The sequence below is a fragment of the Burkholderia dolosa genome, from assembly GCF_902499135.1.
Lineage (GTDB): Bacteria > Pseudomonadota > Gammaproteobacteria > Burkholderiales > Burkholderiaceae > Burkholderia > Burkholderia dolosa.
In genome coordinates this window covers 29,288-44,416 of record NZ_CABVPR010000048.1, presented here as the reverse complement: position 1 = coordinate 44,416, position 15,129 = coordinate 29,288, and the positions used below count along the sequence as shown (strand labels likewise).

Here is a 15,129-nt window from a genome sequence, read left to right as displayed (position 1 = left end):
CCGCACTGCGCGCCGCGCCGCCGCGTTCGGCCTGCTCGCCGCGGCCGCCACCACCGTAGCCGCCGCCATAACCGCCCTCGTCACCGCCGCCACTGCCGCCCGAACCGCCGCGGCCGCCGAGCATCTGCATCTGGTCGGCGACGATTTCGGTCGAATAGCGATCCTGACCGTCCTGGCCTTGCCACTTGCGCGTGCGGATCCGGCCTTCGATGTACACCGACGAACCCTTCTTCAGATACTCGCTGACGATTTCCGCCAGACGGCCGAAGAACGCGACGCGATGCCACTCGGTCATTTCCTTGAACTCGCCGCTCGCCTTGTCCTTGTAGCGGTCGGTCGTCGCGAGACGGATGTTCGCAACCGCATCGCCGCTCGGCAGGTAACGGACTTCAGGATCGGCGCCGAGATTGCCGACGAGGATGACCTTGTTGACGGATGCCATGTGTTTCTCCAGTAAATTCGATGCCGGGCCGATGGCGAATCGTGCCGGATCGGCCCGCCGGGCAACCCGGCAAACGCGGCCGGGGCTTGTCCGAAAAAAGATCAGGCCTTGCGCGGCGGCGCTTTCATGCTGGCCGCGATTATAAGCCACGCGGCAACGAGCCCCGAGCACGCAAAGAAGACCGTGTTCGCGCCGCCGTGCTTCAGCAGCCAACCGCCCACGACGCCGCCGAGCGCGAGACCGATCGACTGCGTGGTGTTGTAGACACCGGTGGCCGCGCCCTTGCGCGAGCCGGGCGCGAGCTTCGACACGAGCGACGGCTGCGACGCTTCCAGAATGTTGAACCCGAGGAAGTATACGAACAGGATCGCCGCCACAATCAGGATGGTATGCGGCGCGCTGCCGAGCAGCAATTGGCCGATCAGGATAGCGAGAATGCCGCCGAGCAGCACCGGCTTCATCTTGCCCCGTTTTTCCGCGACGATGATGGCCGGCACCATCATCACGAACGCGAGCCCCATCACCGGCAGGTACACCTTCCAGTGCGACGCGACCGGCAGCCCGCCGTCGACGAGCAGGCGCGGCACGACGAGAAACAGCGCCGTCTGCGTCGCGTGCAGCACGAGCACGCCGAAGTTCAGCCGCAGCAGTTCGGCGTTGTGCAGCACTTCGGCGAACGGCGCGGGCACGTGCACGGGCTTCGCGGCGTCGGGCACGACCCACAGCACGACGCCGATCGCGAGAACCGACAGCACGCCGACGATCGCGAACAGCCCGCTCATCCCGACCCAGTGGAACACGATCGGCGCACCGACGATCGCGACCGCGAACGACACGCCGATCGAACCGCCGACCATCGCCATCGCCTTCGTGCGGTTCTGCTCGGACGTCAGATCCGCGATGAACGCGAGCACCGCGGACGACACGGCGCCCATCCCCTGAATCACGCGGCCGACGATGATCCACGTGATGTCGTGCGCGAACGCGGCGACGAAGCTGCCGAGCGCGAAGATCAGCAGGCCCGTCGCGATCACCGGCTTGCGGCCGAATCGGTCCGACGCCCATCCGTAGAAGATGTACAGCAGCGACTGCGTGACGCCGTACGCGCCGAGCGCGATGCCGACGAGCAGCACGTTCTCGCCGCCCGGAATGGTTTTCGCGTACACGGAGAACACCGGCATGATCATGAACAGGCCGAGCATGCGCAGCGCGAAGATCGCCGCGAGCGACGTGGTCGCCCGCAGTTCGGGCGCACTCATGCGGGAAGACGTGGCGGACGGATTGGACATCGGGAATGAATTTCGAATGATCGGAATGTCCGCCCGGCGGCGGGCGGCGGAAGATCAGTGCCGCCGGCGCGGGACCTCGCAGGCGTCGCCGCGGCGCGCTGCAGACGGCCTGCCGGGCTGCCCGAAACCGTGCGGCGCGGCCGCTTTTCCCGGCGCAGGCGCCGCCTTGCTGCCAGCTGCTGCAAAGGCTCGGGGCCCCCGACGACGGTCTCGAAAAGCCGTTATAGTAGCAGGTTTGGTCCCCTCCATTTTCGCCAGGTTCATGGAACAGATCCGTATCCGTGGGGCACGTACCCACAACCTGAAAAACGTCAATCTCGACCTGCCGCGCCACAAGCTGATCGTGATTACCGGGTTGTCCGGATCGGGCAAGTCGTCGCTCGCGTTCGACACCCTTTATGCGGAGGGGCAGCGCCGCTACGTCGAGAGCCTGTCCGCGTATGCGCGCCAGTTCCTGCAGCTGATGGAGAAACCGGACGTCGACCTGATCGAGGGCCTGTCGCCCGCGATTTCGATCGAGCAGAAGGCGACGTCCCACAACCCGCGTTCGACCGTCGGCACGGTCACGGAAATCCACGACTACCTGCGACTTTTGTACGCACGTGTCGGCACGCCGTACTGTCCCGATCACGACATCCCGCTCGAAGCGCAAAGCGTGTCGCAGATGGTCGATGCCGCGCTCGCGCTGCCGGAGGACACCAAGCTGATGATCCTCGCGCCGGTCGTCGCGAACCGCAAGGGCGAGCACGCGGAGCTGTTCGAGGACATGCAGGCGCAGGGCTTCGTGCGCTTTCGCGTGCGCTCCGGCGGCGGCACCGCGAACGAAGGCGTCGCGAAGATCTACGAAGTCGACTCGCTGCCGAAGCTGAAAAAGAACGACAAGCACACGATCGACGTCGTCGTCGATCGTCTGAAGGTGCGCGCGGACATGAAGCAGCGTCTCGCCGAATCGTTCGAAACGGCGCTGCGCCTCGCGGACGGCCGCGCGATCGCGCTCGAGATGGATACGGACCGCGAACACCTGTTCAGCTCGAAGTTCGCGTGCCCGATCTGCTCGTATTCGCTGCAGGAACTCGAGCCGCGCCTGTTCTCGTTCAACAATCCGATGGGCGCATGCCCGGAATGCGACGGGCTCGGCCAGATCACGTTCTTCGATCCGAAGCGCGTCGTCGCACATCCGTCGCTGTCGCTCGCCGCCGGCGCCGTCAAAGGCTGGGACCGCCGCAACCAGTTCTACTTCCAGATGCTGCAGAGCCTCGCGGCGTTCTACGACTTCGACATCGACACCGCGTTCGAGGATCTGCCCGAGAAGATCCGCAAGGTGCTGCTGTTCGGCTCCGGCAAGCAGACCATTCCGTTCTCGTACATCAACGAGCGCGGCCGCACGACGATCCGCGAGCACGTGTTCGAAGGGATCATCCCGAACCTCGAGCGGCGCTACCGCGAGACCGACTCGGTCGCGGTGCGCGAGGAACTCGCGAAATATCAGAACAACCAGCCGTGCCCGTCGTGCGACGGCACGCGCCTGCGCCGCGAAGCGCGCTACGTGCGGATCGGCGCCGGCGACCACGCGCGCGGCATCTACGAAATCAGCAGCTGGCCGCTGCGCGACGCGCTCGGCTACTTCGACGGCCTGACGCTCGACGGCGCGAAGCGCGAGATCGCCGACAAGGTGATCAAGGAAATCGTCGCGCGCCTGACGTTCCTGAACAACGTCGGCCTCGACTACCTGTCGCTCGAGCGCAGCGCCGAGACGCTGTCGGGCGGCGAGGCGCAGCGCATCCGGCTCGCGTCGCAGATCGGCTCGGGCCTGACCGGCGTGATGTACGTGCTCGACGAGCCGTCGATCGGCCTGCACCAGCGCGACAACGACCGGCTGATCGCGACGCTGAAGCATCTGCGCGACCTCGGCAACTCGGTGATCGTCGTCGAGCACGACGAGGACATGATCCGCACGGCCGACTACGTCGTCGACATGGGGCCGGGCGCCGGCGAGCACGGCGGCGTGGTCGTGGCCGAAGGCACGCCGAAGCAGGTGCAGGCGAATCCGCAATCGCTGACGGGCCAGTATCTGGTCGGCAAGCGCACGATCGAGTATCCGGACGAGCGGATCGCGCCCGATCCCGAGCGGATGCTGCGCATCGTCGACGCGCACGGCAACAACCTGAAGCACGTCGATCTCGAACTGCCGGTCGGCCTGCTGACCTGCATCACCGGCGTGTCGGGCTCCGGCAAGTCGACGCTGATCAACGACACGCTGTATCACGCGGTCGCGCGCCATCTGTACGGCTCGTCGGCCGAGCCGGCCGCGCACGAGGCGATCGAGGGGCTCGAGCATTTCGACAAGGTGATCAACGTCGACCAGTCGCCGATCGGCCGCACGCCGCGCTCGAATCCGGCCACCTACACGGGCCTGTTCACGCCGATCCGCGAGCTGTTCGCCGGCGTGCCGACCGCGAAGGAGCGCGGCTACGATCCCGGCCGCTTCTCGTTCAACGTGAAGGGCGGCCGCTGCGAAGCATGCCAGGGCGACGGCGTGCTGAAAGTCGAGATGCACTTCCTGCCGGACGTCTACGTGCCGTGCGACGTGTGCCACGGCAAGCGCTACAACCGCGAAACGCTCGAAGTGCTGTACAAGGGCAAGAACGTCAGCGAAGTGCTCGACATGACCGTCGAGCAGGCGTACGAATTCTTCAGCGCGGTGCCCGTCATCGCGCGCAAGCTGAAGACGCTGCTCGACGTCGGGCTCGGCTACATCCGCCTCGGCCAGTCGGCGACCACGCTGTCGGGCGGCGAGGCGCAGCGCGTGAAGCTGTCGCTCGAGCTGTCGAAGCGCGACACGGGCCGCACGCTGTACATCCTCGACGAGCCGACCACCGGCCTGCACTTCCACGACATCGCGCTGCTGCTCGAAGTGATCCACCGGCTGCGCGACCAGGGCAACACGGTCGTGATCATCGAGCACAACCTCGATGTGATCAAGACGGCCGACTGGGTGATCGACCTCGGCCCCGAAGGCGGCGCCGGCGGCGGCCAGATCATCGCGCAGGGCACGCCCGAGCAGGTCGCGAAAACCAAGGCGAGCTTCACCGGCAAATACCTCGCGCCGCTGCTCAAGCGCCCGGCCCGCAAGGTCGCGGCCGGCTGACGCGCCGTCCCCGCGCGCGGTCGCCCGGCCGCGCGCCGCCCGTCCCCCTCGTTTTCCCTTTCTGCGTTTACACCACGCGCCGAACGGCCGGTTTGCGCGCCATAATGGCAGCTATACTTTACGGTCGTAAGGTTCGCCGTCCGCACCAATCCAGTGCGACGTCGGGCGAACGCCGCCGTGCCGCCCACCGCGCGACATGCCCCCCGAACGACAGGAATCCACGATGGAGAAGCAACAAGAGTCGCGCGACGCGCAAAGCCGCGAGCCGCACCTGCGCAGCGTGCGGCTGACGAGCGACTTGAGCCTGCCGAAGCTGTCGGCGCTCGAGATCGGCAGCTATCTGTTCGCGATCTTGATGATGTGGCTCGTCCTCGAGCTGAAGCTGCTCGGCGGGTTGCTGGCCGGCCTGCTCGTCTATCAGCTGATCCACACGATCGCGCCGGTGATCGAACGCCACACGACCAGCATGCGCGCGCGCTGGGTCGCGGTCGTGCTGCTGTCGGTCGCGATCGTCGGCGCGCTCACCGGTTTGACGATCGGCATCATCGAGCATTTCGAGCACACGGTGCCGAACCTGCAGACGCTGCTCGGCCAGCTGATGCAGATCGTCGAGCAGACGCGCGCACGCACGCCGGCGTGGATCGCGAACCTGCTGCCGGTCGACGTCGAGCAGATGAAGACGAAGGCGGCCGTGCTGATGCATTCGCACATGGATCAGCTGCAGCAAAGCGGCAAGAGCGTCGCACGCGGCTTCGGCCACGTGCTGTTCGGAATGATCATCGGCGCGATGATCGCGATCGGCGTCGAGCACGGCAAGGTGCGCCGGCCACTGTCGACCGCGCTCGTCACGCGCGTGTCGCGCTTCGCGGACGCGTTCCGCCGGATCGTGTTCGCGCAGATCAAGATTTCGGCGATCAACGCGGCATTCACCGGCCTCTACCTGCTCGTCGCGCTGCCGATCTTCCACGAGCGGCTGCCGCTGTCGAAAACGCTCGTGCTGGTCACGTTCATCGTCGGCCTGCTGCCGGTGATCGGCAACCTGATCTCGAACACGCTGATCGTCGCCGTATCGCTGTCGGTCAGCATGGGCACGGCAATCGCGTCGCTCGCGTTCCTCGTGATCATCCACAAGCTCGAATACTTCCTGAACGCAAAGATCATCGGCGGGCAGATCGAGTCGCGCGCGTGGGAGCTGCTGCTCGCGATGCTGATCATGGAAGCCGCGTTCGGGCTGCCCGGCGTGATCGCCGCGCCGATCTTCTATGCGTATCTGAAGCGCGAGCTGTATCTGCTGCGGCTGATCTGACGCCGCACGCCGCACGACGAAAAACGCCGCGCCCCGGTCAAAGGGCGCGGCGTTTTCGTTGGGGAGCACAGAATCGGTTTAACGGAACACGACCGTCTTCGTTCCGTTCAGCACGATCCGGTGTTCGACGTGCCACTTCACCGCGCGCGCGAGCGTCACGCATTCGACGTCGCGGCCGATCGCGGTCAGCTGATCCGGCGTCATGCTGTGATCGACGCGCTCCACTTCCTGCTCGATGATCGGACCTTCGTCGAGATCGGTCGTCACGTAGTGCGCGGTCGCCCCGATCAGCTTCACGCCGCGGTCGAAGGCCTGGTAATAAGGCTTCGCGCCCTTGAAGCTCGGCAGGAACGAATGGTGGATGTTGATCGCGCGGCCGGCCAGTTGCTCGCACAGGTTCGGCGACAGGATCTGCATGTAGCGCGCGAGCACGACGAGATCGGCCTGATGCTCGTCGATCACTTCGAGCACGCGTGCTTCCTGCGCGGCCTTCGCGGCATCGGACGAACCGCCCGCGAGCGGAAAGTGATGGAACGGAATGTTGTAGCTCGCGGCGAGCTGATAGAAATCCTTGTGGTTCGACACGATCGCCGGAATCTCGATCGGCAGCTGCCCGGTGCGATAGCGGAACAGCAGGTCGTTCAGGCAGTGACCGATCTTCGACACCATGATCACGACGCGCGGCTTCACCGCCGCGTCGTGCAGTTCCCAGCGCATCGCGAACTGCTCGGCGAGCGGCGCGAATTCGCGCCGCAGCGTGTCGAGCGCCGACGCGGCATCGGCGCCGTTGCCGTCCTGCTCGAAATGCACGCGCATGAAGAATTCGCCGGTGCGGCTGTCGCCGAACTGCGCGGAATCCAGAATGTTGTGATTGCGCTCGAACAGGAAGCCCGAGACCGCGTGAACGATGCCGTGCCGGTCTGGGCACGACAGTTTCAGAATAAAGCTGTGATCGGTCGACATGACCGCTACTCCCTTCGTTTCGGAATTCGTCAAATTGGCCGGATCGGCGGCCGGCCCGCCGCGCGCGTCATGCGGGCGACGCGAACAGCGCATCGATGCCGGCAGCGTCTGCCGTCGCGAGCCAGCGATGGCGCAGCAGCGTATCGAGCGTCGCGAGGCTCGCGTCCATCGTCGCGCGGCCTTCGCGCAGCCAGCCGATTACTTCGGGCACGCTCGCGAGCAGGTGTTCGGCGACTTCGCCGTCCTGGTTGTGCGGCGCGAAGTCGCGCGGCAGCGGCAGGTCGTACACGAAGATCAGTTCGGATTGCGTGCCTTCGGGCAGCGAGCAGAGCACCTGTACCGCGCGGCCCGCGACCGCGCGCGCGGCGAGCGCCGCAGGAATGCCCGCTTCTTCCCAGCATTCCTTCGCGAGCGTGTCGCGCACGCCGAGCCCCCAGCCGATGCCGCCGGCGACGACGTTGTCGAGCATGCCGGGATCGGTCGCCTTGGTCGCGCTGCGGCGGCCGAGCCACAGCTGCGGCGCGGCCGCGGCGGACGATTCCGCCGGCGCAGCCGCATATTCTACGATGCCGTTCACGTGCACCGCATAAGTCTGCGTGCCGAAGAAGCGCGACGCCGCGCGCTCGATATACGCGAGCGGCGGATCGTCGAAGCGGTTGCGGATCGCATAGATCTCGTCGCGCCAGCCCGGAATCGCACCTTCCGCGGCCAGCGCGCCGATCGCGCTCGCGAGCGCCATGCTGCGCGCGTCGACCGTGTCGTAGCGCGGCGACAGCACGACGCACTCGGCGTCGATCTCGAACACGTCCGGCCAGCGCGCGAGCATGCCGACGTCGCGGCGGCGCACCCAGCCGACCTGCCGGCCGGCGATCTCGAAGCGCAGATGCGCGGCCGGATCGAAGCGGCGCGCGGCCGCGATGCATGGAAACGTCATCGCGGTCAGTCCTTCAGCGCGACGCGGATGCCGATCGCGATGAACGTCGCACCCGCGATCCGGTCGAGCCATACGCCGACCGTCGGCCGGCGCTTCAGCCATGCGCCGATCGCGCCGGCGCCGACGCCGAACAGCGAAAAGATCGCGGCCGTCTGCAGCATGAACAGCGCGCCGAGCTCGAACATCTGCAGCGTCACGCTCTGCGCGCCGTGCGGGTCGACGAACTGCGGCAGGAACACGACGAAGAACAGCGTGACCTTCGGGTTCATCAGATTGCCGAGCACGCTCTGCCGGAAGATCGCGCCGAGCGGCTGCGGCGCGCGTGCGTGCGCGTTCGCGAGCCCGTGGCTGCGCAGCGCCTTGATGCCGATCCAGACCAGATACGCGGCGCCCGCGAGCTTCAGGATTTCGAACGCGACCGGCGACGAACGCAGCACCGCCGCGACGCCGAGCGCCGCGAGCGTCGTGTGGAACAGGATGCCGGCGGTGAAGCCCAGCGCGGCGACGAAGCCGGCCGCGCGGCCCTGCGAGATGCCGCGCGCGAGCACCTGCAGATTGTCAGGCCCGGGCGCGAACGTGATCGCGATCGACGTCGCGAGAAACAGCATGAAGTTGGGCATCGTGACCTCGCTGCGTGGCCGGCGTTCAGTGGCCGGAGAATTCGGTGACCGTGTAGACGGGCAGCCCTGCGTTGCGCAGCAGCGCCGAGCCGCCGAGATCGGGCAGATCGATGATCGCCGCGCCCTCGACGACGACCGCGCCGAGCCGCTGCAGCAGGTTGCGCCCCGCCATCATCGTGCCGCCGGTCGCGATCAGGTCGTCCATGATGATCACGCGATCGCCGGGACGGCACGCGTCCTCGTGGATTTCGACCGTCGCGCTGCCGTATTCGAGCTCGTACGATTCGGAGCGCGTCTTGTACGGCAGCTTGCCGACCTTGCGGATCGGCACGAAGCCGACGCTCAGTTCGTACGCGACGATCGGCGCGATGATGAAGCCGCGCGCGTCGAGGCCCGCGACGTAGTCGAGCTTCGCATCGACATAGCGCTCGACGAACAGGTCGACCAGAATGCGCAGCGCCTTCGGGCTTTGCAGCAGCGTCGTGATGTCGCGGAACATCACGCCGGGCTGCGGCCAGTCGGGCACCGTGCGGATCTGGCTGTGGATGAAGGCGACCGGATCGAGCGGCGCGCCCGACGACGAATGCGACATGAAACTCTCCGAAAAAAACGGTGCGCGAAGCTCGGGCACCGTTTCGAACCAATACGGGTCAGGTTATGGGCGGCGACGCACGCTCGCGCGTGCCGGCGCTCACGCGGCGGCCGCGGGCGGATCGCGCCGGTGGCGCGACAGCCGTTCCTCCGCGAGCGCAAGCGCCTCGGGCAGCCCGCGCAGCACGACGATGTCGCTCGCGCGCAGCTTCGTCTGCGGATCCGGTTCGACGCCGCGAATGCCGTGCCGGCGGATCGCCGTGACTTCCAGCCCGAGCGCGTACAGCCCGAGCTCCTCCAGCGAGCGTCCGACCGCGTCCGCGCGCGCATCGACCGGCACCGATTGTAGCCGCACCTGCTCGTGATCGTCGTCGTCCGCGTCGTCAGCGCCGTGGAAATAGCCGCGCAGCAGGCTGTAGCGCTCGTCGCGCATCTCCTCGACGCGCCGCACGACCTTGCGCATCGGCACGCCGACCAGCACCAGCGTATGCGACGCGAGCATCAGGCTGCCTTCGACGATCTCCGGAATCACCTCGGTCGCGCCGGCCGCGAGCAGCTTCTCGAGATCGGCGTCGTCGACGGTGCGCACGATCGCCGGCAGCGTCGGCTCGAGCTCGTGCACGTGGTGCAGCACGCGCAGCGCGGACGGCGTGTTCGCATACGTGATCGCGACGGCCGCCGCGCGGTGGATGCCGGCCGCGAGCAGCGACTCGCGGCGCGCCGCGTCGCCGAACACGACCGATTCGCCTGCGGTCGCTGCCGCGCTCACGCGGTCCGGATCGAGGTCCAGCGCGACGTACGGAATGCCTTCCTGCTCGAGCATCCGCGCGAGGTTCTGGCCGGCGCGGCCGTAGCCGCAGATGATCACGTGGCCGCGCTGCTTCAGGCTTTGCGTCGCGATGCGCGTCATCTGCAGCGACTGCTGCATCCATTCGGTCGACGACAGCCGCATCACGATCCGGTCCGCGTTCTGGATCAGGAACGGCGCCGCGAGCATCGACAGCAGCATCGACGCGAGGATCGCCTGCAGCAGCGTCGAATCGACGAGATGCCGGTCGAGAATCAGGTTCAGCAGCACGAAGCCGAATTCGCCGGCCTGCGCGAGGCCGATGCCGGTGCGCATCGCGACGCCGGGCGTCGCGCCGAACAGCCGCGCGAGCCCCGCGATCATCGTCCCCTTGAACAGCACCTGGCCGATGAAGAAGCCGAACACGAGCAGCGGATGTTCCCAGATCACGCGCGGATCGAGCAGCATCCCGGTCGTCACGAAGAACAGGCCGAGCAGCACGTCGCGAAACGGCTTGATGTCCTCCTCGACCTGATGACGAAACGGCGTTTCCGCGATCAGCATCCCGGCGATGAACGCGCCGAGCGCGAGCGACAGCCCGAAGCGGTCGGTCACGAATGCGGCGCCCAGCGTGACGAGCAGCAGGTTCAGCACGAACAGCTCCTGCGAGCGGCGCCGCGCGACGACGTTGAGCCAGCGCGTCATGAAGCGCTGGCCGACGATCAGCAGCAGCGCGAGCGCGATCACGATCTTGACCGCCGCGAGGCCGAGCGTCAGCGCGAGATCCTTCGACGACTCGGCGCCGAACGCGGCGATCACGATCAGCAGCGGCACGACCGCGAGGTCCTGGAACAGCAGCACGCCGAAGATGTTGCGACCGTGCTCGGTCTCGATTTCGAGCCGCTCGGCGAGCATCTTCGACACGATCGCCGTCGACGACATCGCGAGCGCGCCGCCGAGCGCGACGCTGCCCTGCCACGTAATGTGCATCCACCGCTCGAACAGCATGCCGAGCACGACCGCGAACACGAGCGTCGCGACCACCTGCAGCAGCCCGAGGCCGAACACGAGCCGCTGCATCGTGCGCAGCTTCGCGAGCGAGAATTCGAGGCCGATCGAGAACATCAGGAACACCACGCCGAATTCGGCCAGATGCTCGGCCCGTTCGAGATCCGCCGCGACGCCGAACGCGTGCGGGCCGACCAGGATGCCGACGGTCAGATAGCCGAGCATCGGCGGCAGATTCAGCGACCGGAATACGACGACGCCCACCACCGAGGCCAGCAGCAGCAGCAGGGTCATTTCGAGCGGGGAAATCACGGGCGAAGCGTCCTCGTTCGTCGGGGCCGCGGCAACGCGGGCGCGGGGAATGGCGGTGGACAGGCAACTTCAGACGAGTCCGAAGGCCGGCGCGGCGAACAAACGCCTTTGCTATACTCCGCGCATGATAGCGAAAATCAATGATGATCGGGCGCTCGCGCTCGCCCGCGACGTGCTCGACATCGAGGCGGACGCCGTTCGCGCGCTGCGCGACCAGCTCGACGGCGGCTTCGTCCAGGCCGTGGCATTGCTGCTCGGCTGCCGCGGTCGCGTGGTGGTGTCCGGCATCGGCAAATCGGGGCATATCGCCCGCAAAATCGCAGCCACGCTCGCCAGCACCGGTACGCCGGCGTTCTTCGTCCATCCCGCCGAAGCAAGCCATGGCGACCTCGGGATGGTCACTTCCGACGACGTGTTCATCGGCATCTCGTATTCGGGCGAATCCGAAGAGCTCGTCGCGATCCTGCCGCTCGTCAAGCGGATCGGCGCGAAGCTGATCGCGATCACGGGCCGCGCCGAGTCGAGCCTCGGCACGCTCGCGGACGTGAACCTGAACGCCGCGGTGTCGAAGGAGGCGTGCCCGCTGAACCTCGCGCCGACCGCGAGCACCACGGCCGCGCTCGCGCTCGGCGATGCACTCGCCGTCGCGGTGCTCGACGCGCGCGGCTTCGGCTCCGAGGACTTCGCGCGCTCGCATCCGGGCGGCGCGCTCGGCCGGCGCCTGCTCACGTACGTGCGCGACGTGATGCGCTCCGGCGACGACATCCCGTCGGTCGGGCTCGACGCGACGCTGTCCGACGCGCTGTTCCAGATCACCGCGAAACGGATGGGCATGACGGCCGTGATCGGCCCCGACCGCAAGGTCGCGGGCATCTTCACCGACGGCGACCTGCGCCGCGTGCTCGCGCGCGACGGCGATTTCCGCACGCTGCCGATCGTCGACGTGATGACGCGCGAGCCGCGCACGATCGGCCCCGATCATCTGGCGGTCGAAGCCGTGGAACTGATGGAGCGCCACCGGATCAACCAGATGCTCGTGGTCGATGCGCACGGCGTGCTGATCGGCGCGCTGAACATGCACGACCTGTTTTCGAAGAAGGTGATCTGATGAGCGCTGCGCTGACTGCAGCCGAACGCGCAAGCCGCGTCGAGCTGATGATTTTCGACGTCGACGGCGTGCTGACCGACGGCGGCCTGCTGTTTACCGCCGCCGGCGACACGATGAAGTCGTTCAATTCGCTCGACGGCCACGGCGTGAAGCTGCTCGGCGAAGCGGGCATCGCGACCGCGATCATCACGGGCCGCCGCTCGGAGATCGTCGCCGCGCGCGCGAAGGAAATGAAGATCGCGCATCTGTTCCAGGGCGTCGAGAACAAGCGCGCGGTGTTCGACGACCTGATCGCGTCGCTCGGCATCGCAGCCGACGCGTGCGGCTACATGGGCGACGACTGGCCCGACCTGCCGGTGATGCTCCGCTGCGGCTTCGCGGCCGCTCCGGCGAACGCGCACCCCGACGTGATCGCCCGCGCGCATTGGGTGGCCGAAGCCCGCGGCGGCCACGGCGCCGTGCGCGAGGTGTGCGACGCGATCCTGCGCGCGCAGCGCCGCTACGATGCGCTGCTCGCCGCTGCGTGCGGAGCCTGACGCATGAATCCGCATTTCCGCTGGACCCAGTTGCTGCCGCTCGTCGCGGTCGCCGCGCTCGCGGGCATCACGTGGTGGCTGCTGCAGGCGACGCTGCCGCCGCCCGGCGAGGGCGCCGCGCAGCCCAAGCGCCATACGCCCGACTACTTCGCGGACAACTTCTCGGTCACCGAGCTCGACCAGTCCGGCACGACCCAGTACCGGCTGACGGCCGCGAAGCTCGTCCATTACGAAGACACCGAAAGCAGCGACCTGACCGATCCGGCCATGCGCGCGTTCCAGCCCGGCAAGCCGGTGGTGACGACCACCGCGAAGCGCGGCACCGTGAACGGCGACGTGTCGATCGTCGATCTGTACGACGACGCGCGCATCGTGCGCGCGGCCGGCGGCGGCGATCCGCAGATGCAGGCCGATTCGCAGCATTTCCGCATCTTCGTCAATGACGATGTGATCCAGACCGAAAAGCCGGTTAAACTTCAGCGCGGCCTGTCGGTCGTGAACGCGACCGACGGCATGAAGTACAACAACGTCACCCGGGTCATCGAGCTATACGGCAACGTGCGCGGCACGATCGCCGCGTCGGACGCCTCCGGCGGCTCGAAAGGTCAACCCAAGTGACGCTTCCCTCACGTGACTGAATGAACGAACCGTTCCCTCGACAGAATTCCGGCGGCGCCGTGCGCGCCGTCCGCGCCGCGCTCGCCGCGACGCTCGTGGCGCTCCCGCTGGTCGGGCTGGCGCCGGCCGCCCATGCCGAGAAGGCCGACCAGAACAAGCCGATCAACGTCGAGGCCGACAATCTGACCTATGACGACCTGAAGCAGGTCACGGTCGCGACCGGCAACGTCGTGATCACGAAGGGCACGATCAAGATCACCGGCGATCGCGTCGAAGTGCGTCAGGATCCGGAGGGCTACCAGTACGCGACGTCCTTCGGCAGCGGCAAGAAGCACGCGACGTTCCGCCAGAAGCGCGAGGGTCTCGACGAATACATCGACGGCGACGCCGAGCGGATCGACTACGACGGCAAGCAGGACCTGACCACGCTGACGACCGCTGCGACCGTGCGCCGCCTGCAGGGCACGTCGACGGTCGCCGACACCGTGCACGGCAGCGTGATCACGTACGACGGCCAGCGCGACTTCTACACCGCGAGAGGCGGCAAGGACGTCGCCGCGCCCGGCAACCCGAACGGTCGCGTGCGCGCGATGCTGTCGCCGAAGAGCGGCGGCCCCGCTCCGCTGAACGGCGCGCCGGCGAAGCTGTCGCCGTCGACCACGATCCAGGGAGCGCCGGGCCAATGAATGCGTTACCGAACCGGCAGCCGGCCGGCACCACGAGCTCGCTCGTCGTCCGGAACCTGAAGAAGCGCTACGGCTCGCGCACGGTCGTGAAGGACGTGTCGCTCGACGTGAAAAGCGGCGAAGTCGTCGGCCTGCTCGGTCCGAACGGAGCCGGCAAGACGACGTCGTTCTACATGATCGTCGGCCTCGTGCCGCTCGACGCGGGCGAAATCTCGCTGAACGGCAGCTCGATCAGCCTGCTGCCGATCCACAAGCGCGCGTCGCTCGGGCTGTCGTACCTGCCGCAGGAAGCATCCGTGTTCCGCAAGCTGACCGTCGAGCAGAACATCCGCGCGGTGCTCGAGCTGCAGTACGGCGACGACGGCAAGCGGCTGTCCAAGGACGCGATCTCGTTGCGCGCCGAAGCGCTGCTCGACGAGCTGCAGATCGCGCATCTGCGCGAGAATCCGGCGCTGTCGCTGTCGGGCGGCGAGCGCCGCCGCGTCGAGATCGCACGCGCGCTCGCAACCAATCCGAGCTTCATCCTGCTCGACGAACCGTTCGCCGGCGTCGATCCGATCGCGGTGCTCGAGATCCAGAAGATCGTCAAGTTCCTGAAGCAGCGGAACATCGGCGTGCTGATTACCGACCACAACGTGCGCGAAACGCTCGGCATCTGCGACCACGCGTACATCATCAGCGACGGTTCGGTGCTCGCCGCGGGCGCGCCGAGCGAAATCATCGAAAACGAAAGCGTGCGCCGCGTGTACCTCGGCGAACACTTCCGCATGTAATTTCCCGT

At 67.2% G+C, this 15,129-nt stretch carries 14 protein-coding genes; 7 read left to right on the top strand and 7 right to left on the bottom strand.

Annotation, left to right across the window (positions count from 1 at the left end):
• A partial coding sequence (gene ssb / locus BUB20358_RS20190) for a single-stranded DNA-binding protein (RefSeq protein WP_174905106.1) occupies positions 1–442 on the bottom strand: 442 nt, incomplete at its 3' end.
• A 101-nt stretch (positions 443–543) separates the two neighbouring features.
• Positions 544–1,731, bottom strand: a complete 1,188-nt coding sequence (locus BUB20358_RS20185) for an MFS transporter (RefSeq protein WP_006763386.1) — start codon at positions 1,729–1,731, stop codon at positions 544–546.
• Between the two features lie 262 nt (positions 1,732–1,993).
• Here BUB20358_RS20185 and uvrA point away from each other — a divergent pair, with 262 nt between their 5' ends.
• Both uvrA and BUB20358_RS20175 read left to right on the top strand, forming a co-directional pair.
• Positions 1,994–4,879 carry an excinuclease ABC subunit UvrA gene (uvrA, locus tag BUB20358_RS20180; RefSeq protein WP_006763385.1) on the top strand — a complete coding sequence of 962 codons (2,886 nt, stop codon included), beginning with the start codon at positions 1,994–1,996 and terminating at the stop codon, positions 4,877–4,879.
• A 223-nt stretch (positions 4,880–5,102) separates the two neighbouring features.
• Complete coding sequence (locus BUB20358_RS20175) at positions 5,103–6,185, top strand: AI-2E family transporter (protein WP_006763384.1); 1,083 nt, start codon at positions 5,103–5,105, stop codon at positions 6,183–6,185.
• Positions 6,186–6,263: 78 nt separating this feature from the next.
• On the opposite strand, the gene purU is transcribed toward BUB20358_RS20175, so the two are convergent.
• The 5 genes from purU to BUB20358_RS20150 form a co-directional block, all read right to left on the bottom strand.
• The gene (gene purU / locus BUB20358_RS20170) at positions 6,264–7,148 is read right to left on the bottom strand and encodes a formyltetrahydrofolate deformylase (protein ID WP_035973267.1); all 885 of its coding nucleotides are present in this window, start codon (positions 7,146–7,148) and stop codon (positions 6,264–6,266) included.
• A gap of 67 nt (positions 7,149–7,215) precedes the next feature.
• A complete protein-coding gene (locus tag BUB20358_RS20165; RefSeq protein ID WP_035971712.1) occupies positions 7,216–8,082 on the bottom strand; it encodes an NUDIX hydrolase in 867 nt (288 codons plus the stop codon).
• A 5-nt stretch (positions 8,083–8,087) separates the two neighbouring features.
• Positions 8,088–8,702 carry a LysE family translocator gene (locus tag BUB20358_RS20160; RefSeq protein ID WP_006763381.1) on the bottom strand — a complete coding sequence of 205 codons (615 nt, stop codon included), beginning with the start codon at positions 8,700–8,702 and terminating at the stop codon, positions 8,088–8,090.
• Positions 8,703–8,727: 25 nt separating this feature from the next.
• Positions 8,728–9,294 (bottom strand): adenine phosphoribosyltransferase, encoded by a 567-nt coding sequence (locus BUB20358_RS20155; protein WP_035971710.1) that lies wholly within the window; start codon positions 9,292–9,294, stop codon positions 8,728–8,730.
• A gap of 99 nt (positions 9,295–9,393) precedes the next feature.
• Positions 9,394–11,400 carry a monovalent cation:proton antiporter family protein gene (locus BUB20358_RS20150; protein ID WP_006763379.1) on the bottom strand — a complete coding sequence of 669 codons (2,007 nt, stop codon included), beginning with the start codon at positions 11,398–11,400 and terminating at the stop codon, positions 9,394–9,396.
• 124 nt (positions 11,401–11,524) lie between these two features.
• Between BUB20358_RS20150 and kdsD the strand changes: the two genes are divergently transcribed.
• Genes kdsD through lptB form a run of 5 tightly spaced genes read left to right on the top strand, consistent with a single transcriptional unit; the run spans position 11,525 to position 15,121 of the window.
• On the top strand, positions 11,525–12,508 hold the full coding sequence (gene kdsD, locus BUB20358_RS20145; protein ID WP_035973266.1) for an arabinose 5-phosphate isomerase KdsD: 984 nt from the start codon (positions 11,525–11,527) through the stop codon (positions 12,506–12,508).
• Entirely contained in the window at positions 12,508–13,044 is a 537-nt protein-coding gene (locus BUB20358_RS20140) for a KdsC family phosphatase (RefSeq protein WP_006763377.1), read from the top strand. Before kdsD ends, BUB20358_RS20140 begins: the two co-directional genes overlap by 1 nt.
• Positions 13,045–13,047: 3 nt before the next feature.
• Positions 13,048–13,662 (top strand): LPS export ABC transporter periplasmic protein LptC, encoded by a 615-nt coding sequence (lptC, locus tag BUB20358_RS20135; protein WP_006763376.1) that lies wholly within the window; start codon positions 13,048–13,050, stop codon positions 13,660–13,662.
• Positions 13,663–13,682: 20 nt separating this feature from the next.
• Entirely contained in the window at positions 13,683–14,348 is a 666-nt protein-coding gene (gene lptA, locus BUB20358_RS20130) for a lipopolysaccharide transport periplasmic protein LptA (protein ID WP_006763375.1), read from the top strand.
• Entirely contained in the window at positions 14,345–15,121 is a 777-nt protein-coding gene (gene lptB, locus BUB20358_RS20125; protein ID WP_006763374.1) for an LPS export ABC transporter ATP-binding protein, read from the top strand. The genes lptA and lptB overlap by 4 nt, the downstream gene beginning before the upstream one ends.
• The last annotated feature ends 8 nt before the right edge of the window (positions 15,122–15,129 follow it).